The organism is uncultured Mobiluncus sp., assembly GCF_963511525.1.
Lineage (GTDB): Bacteria > Actinomycetota > Actinomycetes > Actinomycetales > Actinomycetaceae > Mobiluncus.
In genome coordinates this window covers 83,709-107,901 of sequence record NZ_CAUPIY010000001.1, presented here as the reverse complement: position 1 = coordinate 107,901, position 24,193 = coordinate 83,709, and the positions used below count along the sequence as shown (strand labels likewise).

Genomic DNA, 24,193 nt, shown 5'->3' with positions numbered 1-24,193 from the left:
GGGTAACCATGTCAGCGGAAGTATCCAACAAGACAAGCGGAAAAATTAAGAAAAAGCAGGACAGCCAGCTACGCCTGGGACTGCTCTTGGCGACTCCAGCCTTGATTTACATCATCGTATTCATGGCGTTTCCGCTTTTCTACAATTTTTTCCTGAGTCTCACAGAAGCTAACGGTGCGAACCTAATTTCCAGAACATTTACGTTCAATAATTTTAAGAACTACTCAACAGTTCTTAATGATCACGGATTCTGGAACGGTCTGGTTCTATCGTTAATTTTCACCATTGCATGCTTGATAACTCAATACGTCATAGGGTTTGCCTTGGCGTTATTTTTCAGGAGACCATTTCCAGGCAACGGCGTCATGCGAGCCTTGCTACTTGTCGGTTGGATACTTCCGCCAGTGGTTACTGGCACCATATTTAAGTGGATATTTGACTCAGATTACGGAATTTTAAATTACCTCCTTATAAATATGGGAGTAATTGACGAAGGCATCAAATGGCTAACAGTAGGTCCAACCGCACTTTTAGCAATCATTATTGCAAATCTGTGGGTCGGAATCCCCTTTAATCTTTTACTGTTGCTTTCCGGACTTCATACTATTGACGATTCACTTTATGAAGCTGCCCATGTCGATGGGGCAAATCCGTGGCAACAGTTCTGGAAGATTACCTTCCCTCTGATGAAACCTGTCTCGATTTCTGTCTTATTGCTTGGAGTAATTAACACCTACAAAGTCTTTGACCTGATTTATACCATGACCAAAGGCGGCCCGGTAGACGCCACCACCACCCTGCCCGTCTACACCTATCTGGAGACATACAAGCTCTTCCAGTTCGGTAACGGCGCTGCAGCGTCAGTTCTCACCTTAATACTGCCTTTGGTTCTTTCCTGGTTCTATGTACGTTCCCTAAATGAGGAGGATTTACGATGAAAAATGTTCGTTTATCCAGTCAGAGCAAAACAACTATTTTCAAATCTGTGATTGGGTGGCTTATAATTGTCATCTACCTCTTCCCTGTTTATTGGATGATAAATACTTCATTCAAAACAGGTAAGGAAATGTTTGCTAACCCACCCACGCTTATTCCGCAAGACTTTTACCTCGGTTCTTACAAAGCTGTTTTCACAGGAAATTACGGCACATGGAGCGCGCTGCTTAATTCGATAATCATTTCAGTTTCGGTGCTCTTGCTTACCCTGGTTATCGCTATTCCATCATCTTACGCTGTTGCGAGATTACGGACTCGCACTACTACCTCAATGATGGTTTTGTTAACAGTAGTACAATTACTGCCAGCTATCGCCATATCAATTCCTATGTTCGTAATGTTCCGACAAGTCGGTTTGGTAAACACATACGTATCGGTCATTTTGGCGGATATTTCCGTAACTTTACCTTTTGCTGTCATTTTGCTAAGACCGTACTTTAAACAGTTCCCTTATGAAGTAGAAGAAGCGGCACAGCTGGATGGTTTGAATACTTTACAGACTATCATTAGAATCGTCATGCCAACGATTAAACCCGGAATCGTCATGATTGGATCCTTCTCTTTCCTTATGGCTTGGGGAGAATTTACCTTTGCGTTGACCTTAACCACAAATCAAAATATTCAACCGCTCACTGTGGCTTTGAACCGGATTATTGGTCAGTACGGAACCAACTGGAACGATCTAATGGCGGTAGCAACAGTCATAGCGTTGCCTGTGTTGCTGATCTTTATATTCCTGCAGCGCTACATCGTAGCGGGTCTGGCCGGAGGTGCCACAAAGGGATAAAACTGCGTGGGTGTCCCCTACCGGGTGAATTTTCCGAACTCGGTAGGGGCATCTAGGAGCGCTCGGAACCCCCGGATGGCAGCTCCCCGCACAGCTGGCATCTCGTAAGCTGAGCTGGTAATTTGCAGGGATCTTTGCTCGTCAGCGATGGTGTGCAAATGCATCAGTCGGGTTACCTCGGCCTTGTATTCAGCAAAAAAGTTGGTCAAATCTCCGCCGATGATGATGAGAGACACATCTAAGATATTTGTAAGAGCGGCCATGGCCAGGCCTAATGCCCGGGCAGATTCGACTAAGGCAGCTTCATTCCCACGCCGGGTTTCCAGCGCCTCCCGGCCTACATATCTTTCCAGGCAACCTTGCGCCCCGCATTTACATTGAATTCCGCGCGGGTCAATGGTCAGGTGTCCGATTTCCCCCACCCAGCCATGACAGCCCTGATAGAGCTGCCGGTTCTCCACAACGGCGGCGCCGACCCCGATTCCGCCTGAGATATAGGCAAATGTATCCAGTCCGGAGGGACAACCCGGGTGTTTCCACGTTTGGGCCCATGCCGCCATGTTCGCCTCGTTGTGGACTTCAATCGACTTTACCGGGAACTGAATGGAACGCCTTATCTGTTGGCACACATCAACGTTAGACCACCCCAGGTTCGGGGCATAGATGACTCTCCTGTTGTCACCGTCAACCAAGCCAGGCACTGACACCGTCACGGAAAAAATTATTGTTTCGACGGAAAGCTGGGAAACAACCCCATTCAACTCGTGGCCGACCCGGGAAAAAACTTCCTCTGGTGGTAATGATGGGACCTCGAGTTCAAATCGTTTCCAGCACAGTTCCTGGCCTCCCAAGCCCAACCCCAGCAGGCGAATTTCGGAAACCCCAATATCCACTCCCAGTGAGACTAAATTATTGTTCCCCACTAGGACTCTGCCCGGACGACCGGGACCGCCCGTCATAACGGGCGGTAGCTCCTGAATTAACCCCAAAGCGACCAGCTGGTCAGAAAGTCGCGTTGCCGTAGCCCTGGTTATTTGCACCCGGGAAGCAATTGCGGCGCGAGTGAGAACTTCATCAGGACCGGAAGAAAGCACCTCATGGAGCACTCGTCTCAGGTTCATGGCACGCTGGGTGGAAACAGAGACGAACTCTTGCATAACGCTCCTTACGGACCCGAAATCCCCAACAGCGTTATCTTATCAAGTCACCAGCCTGTTTGGCCGCTCCTAACGCCACGTATTCTCCCGGTGGCGCCACCTCGATTTCTATACCAAGCTTGGAGGGCAGTATCTGGGTAACGGCAGGAGATTTAGCTCCTCCACCAATCAGGGTGGCTTTGTTAACCTCAACTCCGCACCCTTGGATTGCTTGCAGGGCATAATCGATAAGTCCCACCAGCCCTTCCACGGCGGCTCGGGCTAGGTGGGCTGGGGCATAGTTTCTCAGAGTCATTCCCCGGATTTCGGCAGTGGCATTAGGCAAATTCGGAGTGCGTTCGCCCTGGAAATATGGAATCATCTGTAACCCGTCCGTATCGGGAACTTGCAAGGCTAGCTGGTCAAAAGTAGACACATCTACACCCAAGAGAGCTGCAGTTTTGTCCATAACTTGAGTTCCGTTCAAAGTACAGGCCAAGGGGAGCCAATTGCCGGTGGCATCCATGAATCCTGTAACAGAGCCAGATTTATCAATAACCGGCTTATCGGAAACTACCGAAACCACACAAGAGGTTCCAATCGAAATAGCCGCTTCGCCAACTCGTAAACCTAAGCCCAAAGCTGCACCCGCATTGTCCCCATAACCCGGAGCTATTTTTGTTCCCGCTCTCAGCTCGATCTCGGGAATGTCGCGAGTTACTTCCCCGCCCAATTCCTGAGGAGATACAACTTTAGGTAAGACGAGTTGCCGTGCCTTGTCCTCGGGAATTCGCAAAGCGTGCGCCAGCAAATCATACCGATACTCACCGATGTGAGTATCTAAATATGCAGTACCGGAAGCATCTGAGCGATCAGTGAACAGTGAATGGATATCTGCACTGCCTTGTATTCTCCAAGATAACCAATCATGAGGTAGGCAAACCGCGGCAACGCGCGACCAGGATTGTGGTTCATGATCAACTAGCCACCTCAACTTCGTAATGGTCAATGAGGCTACAGGAGCACAACCACAGGATTCAACCCAGAAATCTAATCCTTTTTCCTCCACAAGTTGCTTAGCGGCAGCAGCCGAACGGGTATCGTTCCACAGTAACGCATCACGCACGACAGTCCCGTTTTGATCTAAAGTGACCAAACCGTGCTGTTGAGCTCCCACGCTAACGGCTTCCACATCAGCCAGTCCCCCAGCTTGTTTAGCCGCAGAGATAAAGGCTTCCCACCAACGCTCCGGATTGACTGAAGTCCCTTCCGGATGTGGCGCACTTCCCTGTCGAAGAATCTGTTGACTCTCAGTGTCCCAAACCAACACCTTGGTGGATTGAGTAGAGGAGTCCACACCAGCTACAACGGCCATTTTCTGCTCCTAAAGCCCACACATCTATGAAAAATGTTAATTCACACGTGGGTGTGAGACGACGAATCGATTTCGACTAGTCCCTACCCTACGAGGTGACGCATGGCTTGTTGATACAACTCCACGAAGTGATATTCACGCTGAGCGGCCTGCTCCGGGTCAACGGTAGGACTGTTCATGAACTCCGCGTAGGTTTCGCCCTCATTCATGGTAGGTTCGCCCAATTCGAACACTGAAGCCGCTTCCATGAGTTCCTTGGTCAGCGGATCGGCCCGGAAAGCTAACGCTTTGTCTTTCAGCATCAGATACATTTCCATATTGGCCGCCGCGGAAGCCCAAACCCCTTCGAATCCCTCAGTACGCGAGGGCTTATAGTCGAAGTGAATCGGGCCATCGTAGCGGTTCCCGCCGCCGGGGAACCCATTGACCAGCAGGTCCACTGTAAAGAAAGCTGAGGCCAAGTCTCCATGACCGAAGCATTTATCCTGGTCGTACTTCAGCCCCGATTGACCGTTCAAGTCGATGTGGAAAAGTTTCCCGGCGTTCAGCGCTTGCGCCAGAGCGTGGTTGTAGTTCAGGTTTGCCATCTGTTCGTGGCCTGTTTCCGGGTTCAAGCCCACGATGTCCCCATTGTCAAGCTGGGCGATTAACGCCAACGCGTGACCAACCGATGGCAGGAAGATGTCACCACGAGGTTCATTTGGCTTGGGTTCCAGCCCGATGCGCAAGTTGTAACCTTTTTCTTTGATGTAGCCGGCAACAGCGTCTAGACCTTCCTTGTAGCGTTCAAAAGCGGCGTTAAGATCCTTGGAGGAATCGTACTCAGCACCTTCGCGACCTCCCCACATGACGAAAGTCGAGGCGCCCATTTCCGCAGCCAAGTCAACGTTTTTCAGAATTTTCTTGAGGCCGAAACGACGAATCTCCCGGTCGTTGTTCGTCAACCCGCCATCTTTAAAGATGGGGTGGGTAAACGTATTGGTAGTCACCATTTCGATAACTAAACCAGACTGGTCGCAAGCCTCTTTGAACTTTTTAATGATGGATTGGCGCTCAGATTCCGAAGCTGAAAAATTGAACACGTCATTGTCGTGGAAAGTCACTCCCCAGGCTCCAAGTTCAGCAAGTTTCTGGGCGTATTCCCAAGGATCTAAGGCGTCCCGGGTTGCCACACCGAATGGGTCAACCCCCTGCCAACCCACTGTCCAAATCCCGAAAGAGAACTTATCTTCTTTACACGGCTTACGCATTATCTGTGCTCCTTTACACTCGTGGCGTTCATTACCAGCGATTCTATGCTTTATTCCCCGCTGATGTGATAGCCTCCAAAAACCTATTTTGTTTAGTCTTAAAACTAACACGCTAGCTCTAGAGAGTCAAGGGTTTTACTAATCTTTCACGTCCCGAAAACTAAGGTTCCTCCGGGGTGCCCATGTGCCGCGCCGCACCCACACTTTTGCGCGTTGACCCAATCACCAGGAACATAAGAAACACAGAGCATCGCAAGGCTCTAATCGTAAAAGATTTGTTCCACGACCCCGCGCGCCAAGCGAGCGGTGCGCATCCAGTCATCGGTTAAATCTTGGTGCGCCCCTTCTGCATAGCCCAGCAGCGCCGCGGTAGTCACCAAGAGACGATCGACGGGCAGCACGTCGAGCCTTTTCCCGGTAGTCCGCCCCGAACCCAACACGTTCGCGGCGCGAATCGACATGGCCATCATCCACGCAGTGCGCAGCATTTCCGCGTCCGGGGCGGAAATCAGCCCCGCGCTTACAGCCGCGCGCAGGGCGTCTCCGGTAGACACACAGCGCAGCCCCGGCACGTCGCTGGCGTGGCACATCTGCAATAATTGTACCGACCATTCCACATCAGATAGCCCCCCTGGACCCAGCTTGACGTGGCGCACCGCCGCCGCGGTCTTCCCCGCACCAGTAACCTGTCCTCCGCCAATCCGTTCCGCCTCCATGCGGGCTTTCAAGCGACGGATTTCTTTCAGCTCTTTCGCCTCCGGAGGGGTGTCAAATCGCACCGGATCCACAATTGCGGCAAAATCCGTGCGCAAGGCCGGCGAACCCACCACGGGACGAGCCCGCAGCAGGGCCTGACGTTCCCACGCACTGGCCCACCGGGCAAAATAATCCTCCAGCAACCCCAAGTCCTTGGATACTGGCCCGGAGCGACCCTCGGGACGTAAATCAGTGTCGACGCGCCAGGCCCCAGCTTGGGCTCCGTTCAAGATTGAGCTGACGGCATTAACCAGGCTCGCTGCCTCCGCCGCGGCTCGTTTGCGAATTTCTGACGCCGCGGGGTCGGTTTCCGTGCCCGCTGCGGGGGATTCCGCCACCGGCGCGGTCGGCAAATATCCCGCCGCCGGATTGCCCGGCTCTCGCCACGGACGATAGTAAAACACCACGTCAGCGTCCGAAGCATAGCCGGATTCACCGCCGCCGAACCGACCCATGCCCACGACTAAGTGGTCGGCGTAATATCCCCCGGACGCCAGGGCACGAGTCGCCGGCGCAACCTGCGAGGACTGTGGCTCCCCACCACCCTTGTGACCGCGAGCAGTCGGGGCCTGCTGCACGTTGAGCTTTCGCAACGCCAAATCGAGAGCCCCAGCGAGGACCGCTTCACCCACATCGGTCAAACGCTGAGCAGTCCGCAGCGGGTCAATGCCTTGCAGCACGTCCACCATAGCCGCCCGCAACAACTCCCGACCCCGCACTGCCCGCAGCCGCGCGGCTTGCTTGTCCAGATCAGGTTGGCGCTCAAAAGACGCCAGGATTTCGCGCTCCAGCTCCTCGCGAGTCCGCCCGCGTAACTGCGCTTCGTCGTCAAGCCACTTAATAGCGTCGGGATTAGCGGGCAACAACCCCGCCACCAGCGGCGAAGACGACAGCAACCGAGTCAAACTCCGGGCGGCCGTACCCGAATCGCGCAGCAAACCCAGATACCAATGCGTATCCCCTAACGCGTCTGACACTTGCCGGAAAGCCAACAAACCGCCGTCCGGATCCACCCCATCGGCGAGCCAATCCAGCAGCACCGGTAACAGCTGGCGTTGAATCGCCGCCCGCCGACTCACCCCGGTGGTCAAAGCCTCGATGTGCTCCAAGGCTCGTTTCGGATCGCGGTATCCGATAGCTTGCAGCCGGGACTGCGCGGCGGCGCTATCCAAGGCGGCCACCCCCGCCGACAGCTTCGCCATGGCGGGCAGCAGCGGGCGGTAATAGATTTCCTCGTGCAGTCCCCGGACCTTTTGACGCACCTCCTGCCAAGCCTGGGTCAGTTTTTCCCCTTCAGAAAACCGGGTCACGTCAATGGAACGCGCGACTCTGCGCAGCTGGGCATCCTGGGGAAACAGGTGGGTGCGGCGCATCCGATCCAGCTGGGTGCGATGCTCAATGACCCGCAAGAAACGGTAATAGTCCGCCATTTCCTCGCCTTGCTCGCGGCCGATGTAGCCTCCGGTGATGAGGGCTTGCAAAGCATCCAAGGTCGCGCGCACCCGCAGGCTCTCATCGACCCGGCCGTGCACCAGCTGCAGCAACTGCACGGTAAACTCCACGTCACGCAGCCCCCCGGCGCCGAGCTTGATTTCACGCCCGGCTTTCTTTGGATCCAACAGTTTTTCCACCCGCCGGCGCATGGCTCGCGTATCTTCCACAAAGCCCTCGCGTTCCACCGCGGACCACACAAAAGGACGGATGGTACTCAAGTAGCGAGCGCCCAGTTCGCGGTCCCCCGCGGCCGGACGCGCTTTCAGCAGCGCCTGGAACTCCCAAGTCTTCGCCCAACGCTGGTAATAGTCCAGGTGAGACTCCAAAGTACGAACCAGGGCGCCGTCCTTACCCTCAGGACGCAACGCGGTGTCCAGCACCCACAGTGCCGGTTCCGGGCCGGTCGCGGAGCAATAGGAGCCGAGCGCTTGAGCGATAGCGGTGGCACGCCGGTTCGCCTCGGCGCCATCCAGGTCGACGCCGTCCCGGGCTTGTCCCACGTAGATAACATCAACATCAGAAATATAGTTCAGTTCCCGCGCCCCGGTTTTCCCCATCGCCACCACGGTAAAAGCAATCTGTCCCTCCGGGTCGTGGTCGCGGCGTGCCAGGGCTAAACCGGCCTCCAAAGCCGCGTCGACCAGGTCGCTGATGCGCCGGGAGGTCGCCTGGAACTCGGATTTGGCCGCCGCCGTCCCCGCGTGTGCTAGGTCCTCAGCTGCCAGCTGCGCCAGCAGCGCGTAGTAAACCCGACGCAGTTCCAGGTCGTGAGCTTGCGGGTCAGCGACCCAGCACGGGTTTTCGTCGCTTCCCAGGTTCTTTGCCCCCACCGCGCTCAACAGCCGTGCCGAGTAAGTTTCCGGTTCGGGCTGCTGTTCCAGGGGCGCAAGGGCCGCCGGGTGGGTCACCAGGTAGCTGGCAAAAAATTCGGAGGCACCCAGGAGGCGCAGCGTGCGGTTTCCGATTTGGCGGGCACTCAGCGTCTCGGTTATGCCCGACGGGTGGCGGGCGTCCTCAGAAAAGATGCGGTCCAGGCTCAGGAGCACCTGGTCAGGGTCCGCAGTCTGACCCAGGTTCGCGATGAGTTTCGGAATCTCAATCTGGGGGGCTGCCTGCATAATGGCGGTCAAAAGGGTCTTGGCACGCCCGACATCTTCCACCCCGGAGGTCAGCAAGGCCACCGTCTCGGAATACTCTCGAGCCATTCTTTACCCCTTCAGCACCGCAGTCCCACCACCAACTGAGGCAGGAACCTTTGACATTGGCTAATGCAGATGCAGCAGCAAGCGTTTCTCTTGTTCTGTCACCTGGTGGCGGTATTCGGTCCACTCTGCCAGCCGGGTGCGCAAAACGTAATCAAAGACTTCTTCACCCAGAACCGCCGGCACCAACTCGGAGGCCTGCAGGTGGCGAATCGCGTCCTCCAAAGAGCGTGGCAGAGTCTCGATGCCGTAGGCTTTCCGTTCCGCATCGCTCATCTCCCACACGTTGTCTTCGGCTTCTTCGGGCAGTTCCAGGCGCTGTTCAATCCCTTTCAGGCCCGCCTCGATAATCAAGGCAAACCCAAGATATGGATTCATCGCGGGGTCAGGAGCCCGGTACTCGACCCTGGTGTAAGTGTGCAGACCCGGCTTGTGATCCGCCACGCGAATCAGAGCGGAAGGATTATGGTGACCCCAGCAGACGAAAGCTGGCGCCTCATCCCCACCCCACAGCCGCTTATACGAGTTCACGTGCTGATTGACGATAGCCGAGATTTCCTTGGCGTAGTGCAACAAACCGGCGGTGAACTGACGGCCCACAATGGACAGGTGGTCAGCCGCGGCGGGATCATAGAACGCGTTTTGGTCGCCCTCCCACAGCGAAAAATGCACGTGCATCCCGTTACCGGGAAAATCAATATCCGGTTTCGGCATAAACGTCGCCAGCAGACCTTTGACTTCTGCCAGGTCCTCTACCGCTTCACGCGTGGTCACCAGATTATCTGCACAAGACAGGGCGTCAACGGAGCGCAAGTCAATTTCGTTTTGTCCGGGACCCCCCTCGTGATGGGAAAACTCGACCGAAATACCGTACTCTTCCAGCATCCGCACCGCCCACCGGCGAAACGCGTTGCCCGGACCTGCCGATACGTGATCGAAGTAACCGCCCTGGTCCACCGGGCGCAGGCGCTCCTCCAGACTGCCGGGCTGTTTGAACAGGTAAAACTCGATTTCGGGGTGTGCATAAGGCACGAATCCCAGGGATTGGGCCCGTTTCATGGTGCGTTCCAGCACGTAGCGGGGGTCAGAATGCGAGCGGGTCCCGTCCGGGTTGTACACGTCACAGAACATCCGTCCGATAGTATCCTGCGGAATATCCGCAAGCTGGGGCATAATCTGGAACGTTTGAGCATCGGGGAAAAGCAACATATCCGATTCTGCCACGCGGGTGAAGCCTTCCACGGAGGAACCGTCGAAAGCCACCCCTTCCGTAAAGGCTCGTTCCAGTTCTACCGGCGCAATCGTGACAGATTTCAACACGCCCAACACATCGGTGAACATGAGACGCACATACTTTACGTCACGTTCCCCCACCTGGCGAATCACGTCTTCTTGGCGAGAATCCACGATTTTCTCCCTTCAATAGTCCTCTCCGGCGGTTTTCCGGATGCTCAAGGTCTCCTGAACTAAAGTTTCATTCTGGCGGTGTAACGTCCCTGCTCCGTGTGCGCTATGTCCAAGTCCAGGCCGTACATGGCGCTCATAGTCTCGCTGGTCAGCACGTTTTCGAGGGGTCCGGAAGCGAATACGCGGCCTTCCTTGAGAGCCAGCGCGTGGGTAAAGCCGGGGGGGATTTCTTCTAGGTGATGAGTGACCATGACCATAACCGGACTCTTCGGGTCACGAGCCAGTTCCGCCAAGCCGCTCAGCAGCAGTTCGCGCCCGCCTAGATCCAGGGCGGCCGCCGGTTCATCCAAAATCAGCATCTCCGGGTCAATCATGAGGGCTCTGGCCACCAAAACGCGCTGTTTTTCGCCCTGGCTCAAGGTGGCGAACTCGCGTTCTTTCAGGTCAGCCACTTCAAACATACTCATCAGGGCTTGGGCACGTTGCACGTCCACCGGTTCGTAACTCTCTCGCCAAGATGCCGTCACCCCCCAGATGGAGGACAGCACGGCCTTTTCCACGTTTTCCTGGGGAGGAATCTGCGCCGCCAGGGCTGGGGAGGCATACCCCACCCGCTGACGGATCTCGGCGATTTCGGTTTTTCCCAATACTTCGTCTAAAACTTCGACCCGTCCGCGCGATGGGTAAATCCTCCCCGCCAGCATATCGACCAGCGTGGTTTTCCCCGCCCCGTTAGGACCCAGCACCACCCAATGCTGTCCCAGGTGAATCTGCCAGTTGAGGCCTTGCAAAATGGAAGTGTGATTGCGCCACAATTCGACGTTGTCACACCGGGCGACCAAAGTCATACTGTTCTTTCCTATCCGCGGCTGGGCAACTTTGGGTTAATTGTGACGCTGGGCGATGACTTTTTCATATAACGCCATAGTTTTTTCCCCAATAGCCTCCCAAGTGAAGTGTTCTTGGGCGCGTTTGCGTCCGGCCTCGCCCATTGCCTGAGCCCGAGACGGGTCTGACAGCATCTCGGTGATGCGCTGAGCCATCGCCTGCTCGAACTCTTCGGGATGCAGGGGCTTGCCAGTACCGTCATTGACCTGTTCAATGGGCACCAAAAATCCGGTTTCCCCATCGACAACCACGTCGGGAATACCTCCGGTGTCGGTGGCGACCACGGGCAATCCGCAGGCCATCGCCTCTAGGTTCACAATTCCCAGCGGTTCGTAAATCGAGGGGGTCACAAACAGGGTCGAGCCGGTCAACAAGGCAATCATGTGAGCGCGGTCCAGCATATCCGCAATCCACACCACTCCCGGACGCTCCTGCTGCAGGTCGCGCACCAAGTTTTCAACTTCCTCCATAATCTCCGGGGTGTCAGGAGCCCCCGCGCACAAGACAATTTGGGCATCACGAGGTACGTCGCGCAGGGCCCGCAGCAGGTAGGGCAGACCCTTTTGACGGGTGATGCGCCCCACGAAAGTAATGGTGGGAGCCCCTTCTGTCAGTCCGTAGTCCGCCCAAACCTGGCTGCGGAATTCGGGGGTGATATTAGAAAAGTCCCAAGTCGCCAGGTCAATACCGTTGTGGATGACGTGGACGCGGTCAGGGTCGATGGTGGGATAACAACGCAGAATGTCGGCTCTCATAGCGTGGGACACCGCCACGATGGCGTCCGCGGCTTCGTAAGCAGTTTTTTCCGCCCAGGAGGAAATCCGATATCCCCCGCCGAGCTGTTCTGCTTTCCACGGACGCAGTGGTTCCAGGGAATGTGCAGAAATAACGTGCGGAATGTCATACATCAGGGAAGCCCAATGCCCACCCATATTGGCGTACCAGGTGTGGGAATGCACCACGTCAGCACCATCGGTACCAGCCACAAACTCCAAGTCCACTCCCAAAGTGCGGATAGCGGCGTTCGCGTCAGCCAGTCCCTCCAGATAGTCGTACCCGGTGACCCCCGGCTCGCCGCCTTCCGTGCCCGCGGCGCGCGGACCCTCAAAACAGTGCACCCTCACTTCTGCCCGCTGACGCAAAACCTTGGCAAGTTCAGTGACGTGAACACCTGCACCCCCGTAAACTTTCGGGGGGTATTCCCGACTCATCAAATCAACGCGCATAGCAACCTCGCTTCAACAGAAATGGACCCAGTTACAACCCGACCCGTCGTGTCCCCGGAAAATCCCTGGCCAGCGAACCGCGGCTGCACCTCTAACTTATCCCATTTGCAAGTAAAAGATGACCCAAAAGCCCCACAAAAGCTAAAAATTCTCTATAGGGTTAAAGCGTGGCACTATCAAAAGTTTTGACAATTATTCTCGCTGGCGGCGAAGGCAAACGCCTGATGCCTCTCACTGAAGACCGCGCCAAACCCGCGGTACCTTTCGGCGGACACTACCGCCTGATTGACTTCGCACTATCGAACGTGGTCAACTCCGGTTTCCACCGCGTCATCGTCCTGACCCAGTACAAGTCGCATTCCCTGGACAGACACATCGCCACAGCCTGGCATATGTCGAATATTCTGGGCAACTACGTGGCACCGGTTCCGGCTCAGCAGCGTACCGGAAAGCACTGGTACATGGGTTCGGCTGACGCGATTTTCCAATCTGAGAACATCATCAGTGATGAGCGTCCCGACTACGTGCTGATTATCGGGGCTGACAACATTTATCGGATGGACTTCTCGCAGATGGTGGCTGAACACATCGAGTCTGGCCTACCCGCCACCGTGGCCGGAATCCGTCAGCCGCTCAGCTTAGCATCTTCCTTCGGTGTCATTGAAGCTGACGCAACGGGTAAAATCGCAGCTTTCCGGGAAAAGCCCCAAGACGCGGTCGGGCTGCCCGATGCTCCGGATCAGATACTGGCATCGATGGGCAACTACGTGTTCAATACCGATGCCCTGCTCGAGGCACTGCAGCTGGACTCGCAAAACGAGGATTCCAATCACGATATGGGCGGGGATATCGTGCCGTATTTCGTGTCTCGCGGGGAAGCCCACTGTTACGACTTTATCCGCAATGAAATCCCCGGCTCGACTGAACGGGACCGGGATTACTGGCGTGATGTCGGTACTCTTGACGCCTACTACGAGGCCTCCATGGATCTCATCGCGGTTCACCCCGTCTTTAACCTGTACAACCCGAAGTGGCCGATTATGACGACTGTGGACGGCGAACTGCCCCCCGCGAAGTTCGTCTATGGGGACGACTCTCGCATGGGACACGCCATTGACTCTTTCGTTTCCAGCGGCACGATTATTTCCGGAGCCCGTTGTGTTCACTCGGTTCTCTCCCCGGGAGTCCGGCTGAACTCTTGGTCCGAAGTGACGGACTCGGTCTTGATGAACGGCGTGGTACTGGCGCGGCACGCGAGGGTCGACCGCGCTATCTTGGACAAGAACGTTTACGTTGGCGAGGGCGTCACTATCGGCGTTGACCTTGAACAAGACCGGGCGCGCGGTTTCCTGGTGACCGATTCCGGAATTACGGTGGTCCCCAAAGATACCCGCGTCGAGTACTAGCCCATGACAGAAACTTTGCTGCCCCTGCGCTTTACCTGCGTATGGGAGGGGGACTCTGCGGGCGTAGCGCCGGAGGCATTTTTGTCCGCGGTGGTTCGTGTCACCGGACTGAGTACCTCCGCGTCCCCCACCCGGTCTTTGTCAGAAAGTCTGCACCGGCTGTCCCTATACGTTCCTGCCGCACCCCCCACGACTCGTGAACAAAGAGCCGCGTGGATCCGCGCTATGGAGCCTGACCTGGGCTCAGAGGGACTGGCTGTGGCGATAACGACAGGAGAAATGGCGCAGCACGGTCCGGCCCTGGTGGTTTTGGACGGGGACTCCACGCTGTTTACCGGGGAAGGCATTGACCTGGTGGCCGCCCACGCCGGTACGCAGGCGGAAGTCGCTGCCATCACTGCCGCCGCGATGCGCGGAGAACTCGATTTTGCCCAGTCCCTGCGGCGGCGCATGGGAACCCTGCGGGGCCTTCCGGCCAGCGTCTTGGACCAAGTGCGCCAGGACTACCACTTTTCGCCAGGAGCAGCACAAATGGTGTCGGATTTTCATCACCGCGGCGTGAAAGTCGGGGTGGTTTCCGGCGGATTCAGAGAACTGGTTGCGCCGCACGCCACCGAAATCGGGCTGGATTTTGTCAAAGCAAACAGTTTCGAGGTGGCCAACGGCCAGCTAACCGGCAATCCCGAGGGCGATATTGTCACTGATGAAACCAAGGAAACCTGCCTGCGTTCCTGGGCAGCCGAACTCGAAGTCGACCTCGGTCGCTGCGTGGCGATGGGAGACGGAGCCAACGACCTGAAAATGGTGCGTGCTGCCGGTTTGGGAGTCGCCTACCTGGCAAAACCTGCCTTGCAAGCCGCTGCCGATGTGCGCCTCTCGTGGCCAAACTTGGCGGTGCTCTCTGCGCTCACCCTCCCGGACTGACTTTCTCAGCGCGAAAACTCTGTTCGCCCAGAAAAAGGCCGCTCACGTTCAGCGGGTCGAGGGACGCTCCGGGTTCGACACGTCCACGACTTTCACGCCCTGCACCGTAAACAAAAGTTTAGCTACTTGGGCTTTTTCTACCGAATCATGCGAATTGCCCCACACCAAGGTGCGGCCGTCACGCAGTTTGAACTGCAGTTGAGCCGGGTCGTCGGAAGTCACCGAGGCAATCATAGACCGCAGTTCCGCGGGCATATCCCCAAAAGCAGTCAAAGCCGCATCGACCAGTTTGCGGGTTTGCCCACCCAGTTTTTCCATGTCGACATCCAACTGCGGCAGCCCCGCAACGTCCCCAGGGGCAATCTCCAGGACGACTCCGGACCGATCCACCCCCACGACCTTGCCGTTTTGCCGCACGGTGGCTACCGGAACACGCTCCACCACGTGAATATTCAAACCGTGCAGCCAGGCCGGTGAGACCTGGACATCTTTCAGGGCGCTCATTTCGTGCAGCACCGTTTTGGCTACTCCCGCCGTGGCCAAACTGGTGATGGTGCGTCCCTCAAAACGCTGAGTGGCTTGGCACACCTCTTTAACGTCCACGTTGTGCGCACCCGTGACATGGCACTGTGAGAGTTGGTAGGTGAACAGCGGCGAAAAAAACACCACGTACAAAACGATGAGAATTCCCACCAACGCCCCAATCAGGCTGGAAATCCGCAGCCGTATCCGATGACGGCGAATGAACGCCTGCTCCTCCAACCGGTCCAGCAGCGAGTTATCTACGCTTGCCACCCGCAGCGAATCCCAGGGGGAACTCACCTCGAAGCGCGCCCCACCAGAGGGGGTCGCCTTCGGATTGTGTTTGCGCTGAGAAACCCTTTGGGCCGCTTTCACTGCCTCACGATTTGCCTTCGCAGCCTGCTTTTGAGCTTTCTTGGCGGCCTTTTTTTCGTCGCGTTCCTGTTTATCGAGTTGAGCCGGGGTCGGTTTTTTTGACTGCGTCTCAGGTTGGGCTGTTCCCGAGTCTGTCGTGTCAGCAGCGGCGGCGCGGTCACGAGGGCGGCGCGGGGAGTCCTTGTTGAGGTCAACGATTTTGGGGTCAACCACGGGGCGACGGTGCCGCCCCCGGCTCGCGTCGCGTCCCTCTGAGGAATTCCCAAGGGTGGGACGAGGAGGTGGTTTCACGCCTGGCTCGCTTTCGCCTGGGCAGCCTGTTCCACCGAGGCAAAGTCGTGTCCCGCGGCGATAGCGTGGCCCACGTGGGTGATGGAGCCCGCCCCTAAGAACAGCAGCAGGTCGCCGGGGCGGGCAGCCCGGAAAGCGTGCAGCCCTGCCGCGTACATATCCGCCACGTAGGTTCCTTGACCGAGGCGCTCGGTGATGATGTTGCCGTTTACTCCGGGAATCGGCGCTTCGCGGGCAGCGTAGACCGAGCACACGGTCAGGTCGTCCACGGCGGCAAAAACGCGGGCGAAAGCCTCAACGTTGTGGTAGGTCCGGGAATACAGGTGAGGCTGGAAACACACCAGCAGCCGGCCGCTACCAGCTAAGTCGCGGGCCGCCTGCAGAGTGGCCGCAATTTCGGTGGGGTGGTGCCCGTAATCGTCGTAAATGCGCACGTGATCGCGTTCGCCAACCAGCTGCATCCGGCGGCTGGCTCCAGAAAAAGTCCCCAACGCGGCGATGAACTGGGCCAAGTCCACGCCCAGGGCGTAGGCGGCTCCCAGCGCTCCGCCCGCGTTCAGCAGCATATGCTGGCCCCCTATCCGCAACTCGAGCTGCCCGTGAAACACCTGCTGACCAACATCGGTAACACTGACTTGGCAATGTCCGTGGCCCGGCCCCAGCTCGGGCTCGCTCAACTGCACTACGATGTCACCGGCTAGGGGAACCCCGAAACCATAGGAAATAACCCGCGCCCCGCCCACGCCGTGCCGCGCTGGCACCCGCTCGGCCAGCCTTTTGACCCCGGCATCATCGGCACACAGCACCAGCGCACCGCCCTCGCGCAGTCGAGCGGTAAAGTCCACAAAAGCTTGCTCGAAGGCCTCCGCGCTGCCCCAGTGATCGAGGTGATCAGGCTCTATGTTGGTGATAACTTCCACCGCGGGGGAATAGTTCAGGAAAGACCCGTCGGACTCATCGGCTTCAATAACAAAGGCGGAACCCGACCCCAAACGCGCACCGGTCCCCAGTTCGGCGATGACTCCCCCGATAGCAAAGGAAGGATCCGCGCCGATCTTCAGCAGGGCGTGGGCAATCATGGAAGACGTGCTGGTTTTTCCGTGCGCGCCGGCCACCGCCACTAAATCGTGGGAACGGGTGCAAAAATCTAAAGCTTGGGAACGGTGCCAGATTTCTAAGCCCAGAGCTTTGGCGCGAGCAGCTTCGGGATTGTCCTCATGTACCGCCGAAGTCACCACCACAATAGCGTTAGTTGGGACCTGTTCCTCCCGGTGTCCCACAAAAACGGTGATGCCCGCCGCGCGCAGCTGTCCCAGCGTATCGGCTTGCACCTGGTCGGAACCAGACACGTGATACCCCAGGTCATGCAGTAGCAGCGCGAGGACGCTCATGCCGGCCCCGCCGATACCGATTAGGTAAAATGCCTGGTCAGGTGGAACCTCATGGGCTTGTGCGACGTTGGACAAATTCGTGGAACTGTCTTTGATTTCGGGCATGATTAGGCCTCCTCGGGTTTCCCGGCCGTTTCGCCCAGGACTGTTAAGATGAGCGCGCAGAGATTCTCGGCGCCGCGAGTGGTGCCGACTTGGGCTGCCGCCGCCCGCATGACCGCGTTCTGCTCCGGGTCTAACAGGCGAATTAGCAGGTCAGCAGCCGCCTGCTCGGTCAGTTTCTTTTGGTCGAGCAGGAACGCCCCCGCAGCTTGCACGACACCTCGCGCGTTTAGGGCCTGCTCTCCGTTACCGATGGGCAGGGGCACATAGAGAGTGGGAATCGCCAGGGCGGTGTTTTCCGCGACAGTCGCCGCCCCCGCTCGACACACCACACAGTCAGCTAGGGCCAGACCGTAGTGCATCTCAGTGAGGTAGTCTCGCACCTGGTAACGCTGCTCCAGGTGGTGTGCAGCCACGAAATCCCTAACAGGACCGTCCTTGCCTTTCCCGGTCAAGTGAATGACTTGGGCGGAAGGGTTTTCCTGGAACACCCGCAAAAGCGCACCGGGCAAGACTTCGTTGAGACGCTGCGCCCCCAGGGAACCTCCGGTGATCAACACCGTGGGGTGAGAAGCCGGCAAACCGAAAAAATCGGCGGCTTCAGCTCGTGCCGCGTCCCTGGTCTGGGGTGCTTCCAGCTGACGCGCCAGTTCGAGAATGCTGGGGCGCAGGGGCAGGCCGACTACGCGGGTTTCGCCGTGTTTCGCTTTCAGCCCGGTGCCCTCAAAAGTCAGGCCGACTCCGGCGGCGTAGCGTGACCCTACCCGATTGGCGAGCCCTGGCCGGGCATTTTGTTCATGAATAACGATGGGAATACCCAGGCGTTTCGCCGCGAAGTACACGGGAGTGGAAACGTAGCCACCAAAGCCCACCACCAGCCGCACTCCCCGCGCTTGGAAAGTATCGCGCAGCGACGCCACCACACGACGCATCCGAACCGGCAAACGAACCAGGTCCGAACTGGGACGACGCGGCATGGGCAGACGGGGGATGGTCAACAGTTCATAGCCGGCGGCGGGAACCAGCTCGTTTTCCAGTCCCTCGGACGTACCCACCACCAGCGGCTCAAAGTCAAATTCGGTGGACTTCAGCGCGGCGACCGTCGCCAACAGGGGGTTCACATGCCCCGCAGTGCCGCCGCCAGCGAAAACAATGACCGGTTTCGAGATGTCACTCACACCCTCAACTTTAGCGTGTTTTGTCCAGAAACTTTTTCAGGGGCACGGTTCCCCCGGCGGTTGTCAGCAAAGTGTTCCCCCGGGTTCCGCGCCATGCCGACACCGCAGCGCCAGCGTTCAACGGTGTACCCGGCCGGGCAGCGAAACCGCCGCTCCGCGCTGCAAAGGACGCAGCCGAGCTTTCAAGGCTGCATCCGCTCCGGATTCGGCTCGTGCGAAACACATCGCCATGCCCATCGCTGCCATGATGGACAGCAGGGAGGAACCCCCGGAGGAAATCAGCGGCAGAGGCACCCCGATAATCGGGAGCAAGCCAACCACGGCTCCGATATTGATGATGGCTTGGGAAAAAATCCAGCCTATTAGGCCCGCCACGGTGTAGCTCACGAAAGGATTGGTTGCCCGGCTCATCAGCCGCAGCATCGTCAGGCACAGCACCACGAACAAACCCAGAACCAGGAAAGTGCCCAAAATTCCGAATTCCTCGCCCAGAATGGCGAAAATGTAGTCCGTATCCGCTTCGGGCAGATAGGACCATTTTTCCCGGCTGGCGCCCGGTCCGACTCCGGTCAATCCCCCGGTTGCCAACGACCACAAGCCGTGTTGGCGCTGGTAGCCGATACCGGTGGGGTCGGTGGTGGAGGCGTCCATGAAGCCAAAAACCCGCCGCCGGCGGTTGGCGGAACTCATTACGGCCACGGTGACCCCGAAAATTCCCAGCAAGACGATTCCCGCAAAGTAACGCCAAGGAATCCCCGCCACGAATATCGCCGTCAAAATGAGCGCCGCCATCACCATCGCGGTGCCCAGATCTCGACCGACCATGACCAAACCCAACGACCCCACCGCGGGCACCCCCACGTTGATGAGCCAACGTTTCTTGTCCCTAGCCTCCCGCAGTTCCGGATCGGCCAGGACCCGTCCCAACGCCACAGCCAAAGCCAACTTCATGAACTCGGAGGGCTGAATGGTAAAAACGCCGCCGAGGTTAATCCAGTTCGTGTTGCCGCCCGCGGACGCACCGTGCATGCCCGGCACGAACACCATAATCTGCAGCAACCACGCCGCCCCCAGGAACCACCAGGTCCACTTTTGATAAAAAGTCAGCGGAACCCTGGAAGCGATGAACAAAATCAGCAGCGCCGCCACATAAATGAGCGAACGTTTCCCGAAGGACAGAAACGGGTTCACCCCGCTTTCCAGGGCGGTGATGGTCGAGGCGGAAAACACCAAGATAAACCCGATTATGAACAGCAGCAGGGTGGTGACCAATACCAGGTAGTAGCTCAGAACCGGCTGGTTCTTCCATCCCTCGGACAAGTCGCGCAGAGCGGAGTGTTCCTGGCCCGGCGCTGCGGATGGGGCGGGGGCTGAGCTGGCGTCAACTAGGTTGGGCGCTGAGTTTCGCGAGGAAAACTTCGTCAGTTTCGCGTCTCGAGGTGCCTTAGGAACCTTGTTCCTCCCCGCCATCTTGGTTCTCCCCCAGTTTCCGCGCCGCCTGAGCAAACTGGTCGCCGCGCTCGTGATAGTTATTGAACTGATCCCACGAGGCACACGCCGGAGCCAGCAGCACGGTATCCCCCGGAGCGGCCAAAGCTCGCGCCTCTAGTAGCGTCCTTTCCATAAGATTGTCCCCCGGAGCGACCCGTTTCAGCGGGATTCCCGCGCCGTTTTCAGCAAATGCGCTCTCAAAAGGCTCGGGGTCCAGGCCAATCAGCACGGCGGCTTTCACTTTCGGAGCCGCGACCTGCACCAGGGAATGGAAGTCTTGGCCTTTCGCGTCTCCCCCGACTATCCACACGGCGCGCTTGTCGTCAATGTCACGCAGCGAAGCAGCCGCCGCGTGCGTATTCGTAGCTTTCGAGTCGTCGATGTAGGTCACGCCCTCGAAAGTGCCAACCACGGCGCGGCGATGTTTCGCCAGCTCGAACTCGAGAATTCCGCGGCGCACCCATTCGGGCTGTAAACCGTAGGCGCGTGCCAGTCCGGCTGCGGCCAAAGTATCGGCCAGCAGTGCTGAGGTCGGGACTTTCGCGCCGCTCAAGTGTTCCAGGTCGGCAAAGGTCGCCAGTTCGAGGGCCTGGGTTTCGTTGTGTTCCCCAAAAGCCCGGTCCACGATGACGTCCTCAATCACCCCCAGGAAGCCTGGAGCGGGAATGCCCGGAGTCAAGCCGATGCACTTTTCCGCAGGAAATCCCTGTTCCTGGACGAAACGTTTACTGAGCACCTTGGTCGGCAGCTCCTCGGTGGCGGGGTACAGAGCGGCACGCTGCACTCCGCAATAAATTTTCGATTTGTCCCAAGCGTAGTTGTCGGCGCTGCCGTGCCAGTCAATGTGATCGGGGGCAAAGTTCAGCCACACGGAAGCCCAGGGTTTCAGGCTGTAGGTGGAATGCAGCTGCGCCGACGACAGCTCCACCGCCAACGCATCCACAGCACCTTCAGCCGCCACTTGCACGATGGGTGTGCCGTAGTTGCCCACCGCAGTCGCCACCACGCCGCCGGTGATGAGCATTTGGGCCAGCATCCCGGTCGTAGTGGTTTTCCCGTTTGTGCCCGTAATGCACATCCACTTGCAGTTGCGGTTGCCAATGGCTTCCTGGATTTGCCAAGCCAGCTCGACTTCTGACCACATGGGGGCACTGGCCTCGGGAAGGCGATACATGGGATTATGAGGGGCAATTCCGGGGGACACCACGAAAAGTTTATGGCCTTTCCCGGCGGCCGCCTCTCCTTGAAGCTGTTCGCCGGTGGCGGTGCAGTAGTCGACCTGGTCGCCGAGTTCCTCACGAGCCTGTTGGAGTGCGTCTGGGTTCGCATCGTAGCAGGTCACGTGCGCTCCGAGAGTGGACAGCACAGCAGCGGAAGCGCGCCCCGACTTTCCCAGTCCCAAAACTCCGATGGAAGCGCCGGTGAATTGTGTATCTCTCACAGTTTTATCACCCAATCGAAATAGAACAGCCCCACCCCGGCGGCGGCCATCAGCCCGGCAATAATCCAAAACCGCACGACCACGGTAATCTCTTTCCAGCCCAACAGTTCAAAGTGATGATGAATCGGGGCCATCTTAAACACGCGCTTGTGAGTGGCTTTAAAGAATCCGACCTGGATAATGTCGCTGATAACTTCCATCACGAACAGGCCGCCGATGATAATCGCCAGGAACTCGGTGTGCGTGAAAATCGAGACTCCCGCCAGGATACCGCCCAGCGCCAGAGAGCCGGTGTCCCCCATGAAAATGCGGGCCGGCGAGGCATTCCACCACAAAAATCCAATCAGGGCTCCGACCACAGCCGCGCAGAATAACGCGATGTCCAGCGGGTCGCGAATTTCGGAGTAGCACGCCGGAGCGCTGGTACCGTCGATGCCGCAGCGCTGCGAGAACTGCCAGTAGGACATCAAGGCATAGCCGCCAAACACAAAAATCGAAGTACCAGTTGCCAAGCCATCCAGACCGTCCGTCAGGTTAACCGCGTTAGACCAGGCTGCCACCAGGAAGTTTGCCCAAATCAGGAACAGCACGACCCCCAGACCGAAACCGGCGAAAGCCAAATCCAAGTTCGTGTCCCGGATGACAGAAATCTTGGTGGAGGCAGGGCTCATACCCCGTGAATTTTCAAATCCCAGGGCCAGACCAGAAAATATGGAACCCACAGCCAGCTGACCGAGAATTTTCCCAGTCGGATTCAGCCCCAGGGAACGGTGCTGAGAAATTTTAATCCAGTCATCTAACCAGCCGATGAATCCCAGACCGACCAGCAAAAATATGAGAATCAGGGACGAGGCGCTGGGGCCTTTACCACTGGTGATGGCCTGGTGAATGTGGCCCGCTCCCCACCCGATGATGATGGCCAGGATAATGATGACCCCGCCCATGGTAGGGGTGCCGCGCTTCGTGTAGTGTGCGGTCGGACCGTCCTGACGGATAAACTGACCATACTGCCTTTTGACCAGCCAATTCGCATAGAACGGCGTGACCAGCAGCGAGAATAACAGGGCGATAAACCCGGCAGTCAATACCGCAGTCATCGGACGCGGCCCCTTTCCTCAATCTCTTGAGCCAGTTTCCACAGTCCCGAACCGTGCGAACCCTTAACCAAAATCAAGTCGCCAGGACGCACAATTTCCTGCAACAACCGACCGGCAGCGGTAGCATCCATCACCTGATGGCTTTCCCCATCACGCTTCAGCGCGGAATAGGCGCTTTCGATGTGTTTTGCCATGGGACCGACTGTCAACAGCACCGAAATTCCGAGGTTCGCGGCGTAACGCCCGATTTCCCCGTGCAGCTGCGGGGCAGTTTCGCCCAGTTCCAGCATGTCCCCCAGCACGATGACCACGCGCCGGGTGGCTCCCGATTTCGCAATCACGTCCAAAGCGGCACGCACCGAGTCCGGGTTCGCGTTATACGCATCGTCGATGAGGTCTACTCCGTCCGCCAAATGCACCAGGTTCATGCGGTGTTCGCTAACCGGAGTGGCTTTGGACAACACCGCCGCAATCTCGGCGGGAGTCATCCCGGCGACGTGCCCAATCGCCGCAGCCCCCAGCGCGTTATAGACGTGATGCGCACCCAGGAGCCGCAGCTGTACCGGGGCACTGCCCGCGGGAGTATGCAACAGAAAACTGCCCCGCGAAGCCTCGTCCAGACGCAAGTCGGTGACCCGCACCGGAGTGTTCTTTTTCGTCGAAAAGTACATAAGGCGTCCCGAAGTCCGCCCGCTCATCGCTTCCACGCGCGGGTCGTCAGCGTTCAAAATGGCCATACCCGAGGGCCCTAGGTTTTCCAGAATGGTGGCTTTTTCGGCTGCCAGAGCCTCGACCGAAGAGTACGCCTCCAGGTGCGCCACCCCCACCATCAAAACCAGAGCCACATCCAGGGGCGCGATGTCAGTCAGGTAGACAATGTCGCCGGGCTGCGAAGCGCCCATCTCCAAAACCAGGTACTCCGTCGCAGTGTCAGCTTCCAGAACCGTCAGCGGCAGGCCGACCTCGTTATTGAACGATGCCACGGGGGCGACAGTGGAGCCTTTGGTGGATAAAAGCTGTTTCGTCAGGTCTTTGGTGGTGGTTTTACCAGCGGAACCGGTGATTCCGATGACGAGTTTCAGTTTGCCGACTCCCCCGCGAGCTTGGGCTCGCAGTTGGCGCAGGTGCGCCCGTGCCAGCCGCCCCAGAGCGTACTGCGGGTCGGGGACCTGCAGTACTGTCAGCTGGTTCAGTTCGTCTGCGGTGGCCCACCCCTGGTCCAGAATCTCGGCGCGGTCGCTGCTGACGATGGCGACCTTTCCCCCGCGGCGAGCCACGGAACCCAAGAAGTGATGACCGTCTGTATTTTCTCCGGGCAACGCTACAAAAACATCACCCGTACTGACCAGCCGCGAATCGGTGTGCACCCTGCCTTGAATCCGAGTCGAGTTTTCCCCAGGTTCCAAACCAATCGCCTCACGTAGGGCGTCAAGGGTCATATCTATCAAAGGTGGACTC

Annotated in this window: 18 protein-coding genes; 4 read left to right on the top strand and 14 right to left on the bottom strand. The window is 57.7% G+C overall.

Annotated elements, in window-relative coordinates:
- The first annotated feature begins 8 nt into the window (after window positions 1-8).
- On the top strand, window positions 9-938 hold the full coding sequence (locus tag RQ935_RS00465; RefSeq protein ID WP_295026938.1) for a carbohydrate ABC transporter permease: 930 nt from the start codon (window positions 9-11) through the stop codon (window positions 936-938).
- Complete coding sequence (locus RQ935_RS00460) at window positions 935-1,783, top strand: ABC transporter permease subunit (protein ID WP_307741765.1); 849 nt, start codon at window positions 935-937, stop codon at window positions 1,781-1,783. The genes RQ935_RS00465 and RQ935_RS00460 overlap by 4 nt, the downstream gene beginning before the upstream one ends.
- Window positions 1,784-1,800: 17 nt before the next feature.
- Here RQ935_RS00460 and RQ935_RS00455 read toward each other — a convergent pair whose 3' ends face one another.
- From RQ935_RS00455 to glgA, 7 genes are all read right to left on the bottom strand, one after another.
- On the bottom strand, window positions 1,801-2,940 hold the full coding sequence (locus tag RQ935_RS00455) for an ROK family protein (protein WP_307741767.1): 1,140 nt from the start codon (window positions 2,938-2,940) through the stop codon (window positions 1,801-1,803).
- A gap of 34 nt (window positions 2,941-2,974) precedes the next feature.
- Window positions 2,975-4,294, bottom strand: coding sequence for an FGGY family carbohydrate kinase (locus tag RQ935_RS00450; protein WP_311496727.1), 1,320 nt, complete (start codon window positions 4,292-4,294; stop codon window positions 2,975-2,977).
- 83 nt (window positions 4,295-4,377) lie between these two features.
- Complete coding sequence (gene xylA, locus RQ935_RS00445; protein ID WP_296180704.1) at window positions 4,378-5,544, bottom strand: xylose isomerase; 1,167 nt, start codon at window positions 5,542-5,544, stop codon at window positions 4,378-4,380.
- Window positions 5,545-5,804: 260 nt separating this feature from the next.
- Window positions 5,805-8,999, bottom strand: a complete 3,195-nt coding sequence (locus RQ935_RS00440) for a bifunctional [glutamine synthetase] adenylyltransferase/[glutamine synthetase]-adenylyl-L-tyrosine phosphorylase (protein ID WP_311496726.1) — start codon at window positions 8,997-8,999, stop codon at window positions 5,805-5,807.
- Window positions 9,000-9,059: 60 nt separating this feature from the next.
- Complete coding sequence (locus RQ935_RS00435) at window positions 9,060-10,403, bottom strand: glutamine synthetase family protein (protein ID WP_311496725.1); 1,344 nt, start codon at window positions 10,401-10,403, stop codon at window positions 9,060-9,062.
- Window positions 10,404-10,462: 59 nt separating this feature from the next.
- Window positions 10,463-11,251, bottom strand: a complete 789-nt coding sequence (locus RQ935_RS00430; RefSeq protein ID WP_311496724.1) for an ABC transporter ATP-binding protein — start codon at window positions 11,249-11,251, stop codon at window positions 10,463-10,465.
- Between the two features lie 36 nt (window positions 11,252-11,287).
- Entirely contained in the window at window positions 11,288-12,517 is a 1,230-nt protein-coding gene (glgA, locus tag RQ935_RS00425; protein WP_311496723.1) for a glycogen synthase, read from the bottom strand.
- Between the two features lie 167 nt (window positions 12,518-12,684).
- Between glgA and glgC the strand changes: the two genes are divergently transcribed.
- Together glgC and serB are read left to right on the top strand one after the other, a co-directional pair.
- Window positions 12,685-13,923, top strand: coding sequence for a glucose-1-phosphate adenylyltransferase (gene glgC / locus RQ935_RS00420; RefSeq protein WP_311496722.1), 1,239 nt, complete (start codon window positions 12,685-12,687; stop codon window positions 13,921-13,923).
- Between the two features lie 3 nt (window positions 13,924-13,926).
- Window positions 13,927-14,847, top strand: coding sequence for a phosphoserine phosphatase SerB (gene serB / locus RQ935_RS00415; RefSeq protein WP_311496721.1), 921 nt, complete (start codon window positions 13,927-13,929; stop codon window positions 14,845-14,847).
- A gap of 48 nt (window positions 14,848-14,895) precedes the next feature.
- Here the strand turns inward: serB and RQ935_RS00410 are convergent, their stop codons facing one another.
- From RQ935_RS00410 to murF, 7 genes are all read right to left on the bottom strand, one after another.
- Window positions 14,896-15,957 carry a cell division protein FtsQ/DivIB gene (locus tag RQ935_RS00410; RefSeq protein ID WP_311496720.1) on the bottom strand — a complete coding sequence of 354 codons (1,062 nt, stop codon included), beginning with the start codon at window positions 15,955-15,957 and terminating at the stop codon, window positions 14,896-14,898.
- A 74-nt stretch (window positions 15,958-16,031) separates the two neighbouring features.
- The gene (gene murC, locus RQ935_RS00405) at window positions 16,032-17,531 is read right to left on the bottom strand and encodes a UDP-N-acetylmuramate--L-alanine ligase (RefSeq protein WP_311496719.1); all 1,500 of its coding nucleotides are present in this window, start codon (window positions 17,529-17,531) and stop codon (window positions 16,032-16,034) included.
- A gap of 2 nt (window positions 17,532-17,533) precedes the next feature.
- Window positions 17,534-18,706: a UDP-N-acetylglucosamine--N-acetylmuramyl-(pentapeptide) pyrophosphoryl-undecaprenol N-acetylglucosamine transferase gene (locus tag RQ935_RS00400; protein ID WP_311496718.1), complete on the bottom strand. Its 1,173-nt coding sequence runs from the start codon at window positions 18,704-18,706 to the stop codon at window positions 17,534-17,536.
- 117 nt (window positions 18,707-18,823) lie between these two features.
- Window positions 18,824-20,176 (bottom strand): putative peptidoglycan glycosyltransferase FtsW, encoded by a 1,353-nt coding sequence (locus tag RQ935_RS00395; RefSeq protein ID WP_311496717.1) that lies wholly within the window; start codon window positions 20,174-20,176, stop codon window positions 18,824-18,826.
- Window positions 20,151-21,638, bottom strand: coding sequence for a UDP-N-acetylmuramoyl-L-alanine--D-glutamate ligase (gene murD, locus RQ935_RS00390; RefSeq protein ID WP_311496716.1), 1,488 nt, complete (start codon window positions 21,636-21,638; stop codon window positions 20,151-20,153). Before murD ends, RQ935_RS00395 begins: the two co-directional genes overlap by 26 nt.
- Window positions 21,635-22,735 carry a phospho-N-acetylmuramoyl-pentapeptide-transferase gene (mraY, locus tag RQ935_RS00385; protein ID WP_311496715.1) on the bottom strand — a complete coding sequence of 367 codons (1,101 nt, stop codon included), beginning with the start codon at window positions 22,733-22,735 and terminating at the stop codon, window positions 21,635-21,637. Before mraY ends, murD begins: the two co-directional genes overlap by 4 nt.
- Entirely contained in the window at window positions 22,732-24,183 is a 1,452-nt protein-coding gene (gene murF, locus RQ935_RS00380) for a UDP-N-acetylmuramoyl-tripeptide--D-alanyl-D-alanine ligase (protein ID WP_311496714.1), read from the bottom strand. Before murF ends, mraY begins: the two co-directional genes overlap by 4 nt.
- Window positions 24,184-24,193 lie beyond the last annotated feature (10 nt).

Coding starts and splice junctions, on each gene's coding strand:
- RQ935_RS00440 (WP_311496726.1), bottom strand. CDS start 8,999: ATGGCTCGAGAGTATTCCGAGACGGTGGCCTTGCTGACCTCCGGGGTG.
- RQ935_RS00455 (WP_307741767.1), bottom strand. CDS start 2,940: ATGCAAGAGTTCGTCTCTGTTTCCACCCAGCGTGCCATGAACCTGAGA.
- RQ935_RS00450 (WP_311496727.1), bottom strand. CDS start 4,294: ATGGCCGTTGTAGCTGGTGTGGACTCCTCTACTCAATCCACCAAGGTG.
- RQ935_RS00465 (WP_295026938.1), top strand. CDS start 9: ATGTCAGCGGAAGTATCCAACAAGACAAGCGGAAAAATTAAGAAAAAG.
- RQ935_RS00460 (WP_307741765.1), top strand. CDS start 935: ATGAAAAATGTTCGTTTATCCAGTCAGAGCAAAACAACTATTTTCAAA.
- glgA (WP_311496723.1), bottom strand. CDS start 12,517: ATGCGCGTTGATTTGATGAGTCGGGAATACCCCCCGAAAGTTTACGGG.
- RQ935_RS00395 (WP_311496717.1), bottom strand. CDS start 20,176: ATGGCGGGGAGGAACAAGGTTCCTAAGGCACCTCGAGACGCGAAACTG.
- mraY (WP_311496715.1), bottom strand. CDS start 22,735: ATGACTGCGGTATTGACTGCCGGGTTTATCGCCCTGTTATTCTCGCTG.
- serB (WP_311496721.1), top strand. CDS start 13,927: ATGACAGAAACTTTGCTGCCCCTGCGCTTTACCTGCGTATGGGAGGGG.
- murC (WP_311496719.1), bottom strand. CDS start 17,531: ATGCCCGAAATCAAAGACAGTTCCACGAATTTGTCCAACGTCGCACAA.
- xylA (WP_296180704.1), bottom strand. CDS start 5,544: ATGCGTAAGCCGTGTAAAGAAGATAAGTTCTCTTTCGGGATTTGGACA.
- RQ935_RS00430 (WP_311496724.1), bottom strand. CDS start 11,251: ATGACTTTGGTCGCCCGGTGTGACAACGTCGAATTGTGGCGCAATCAC.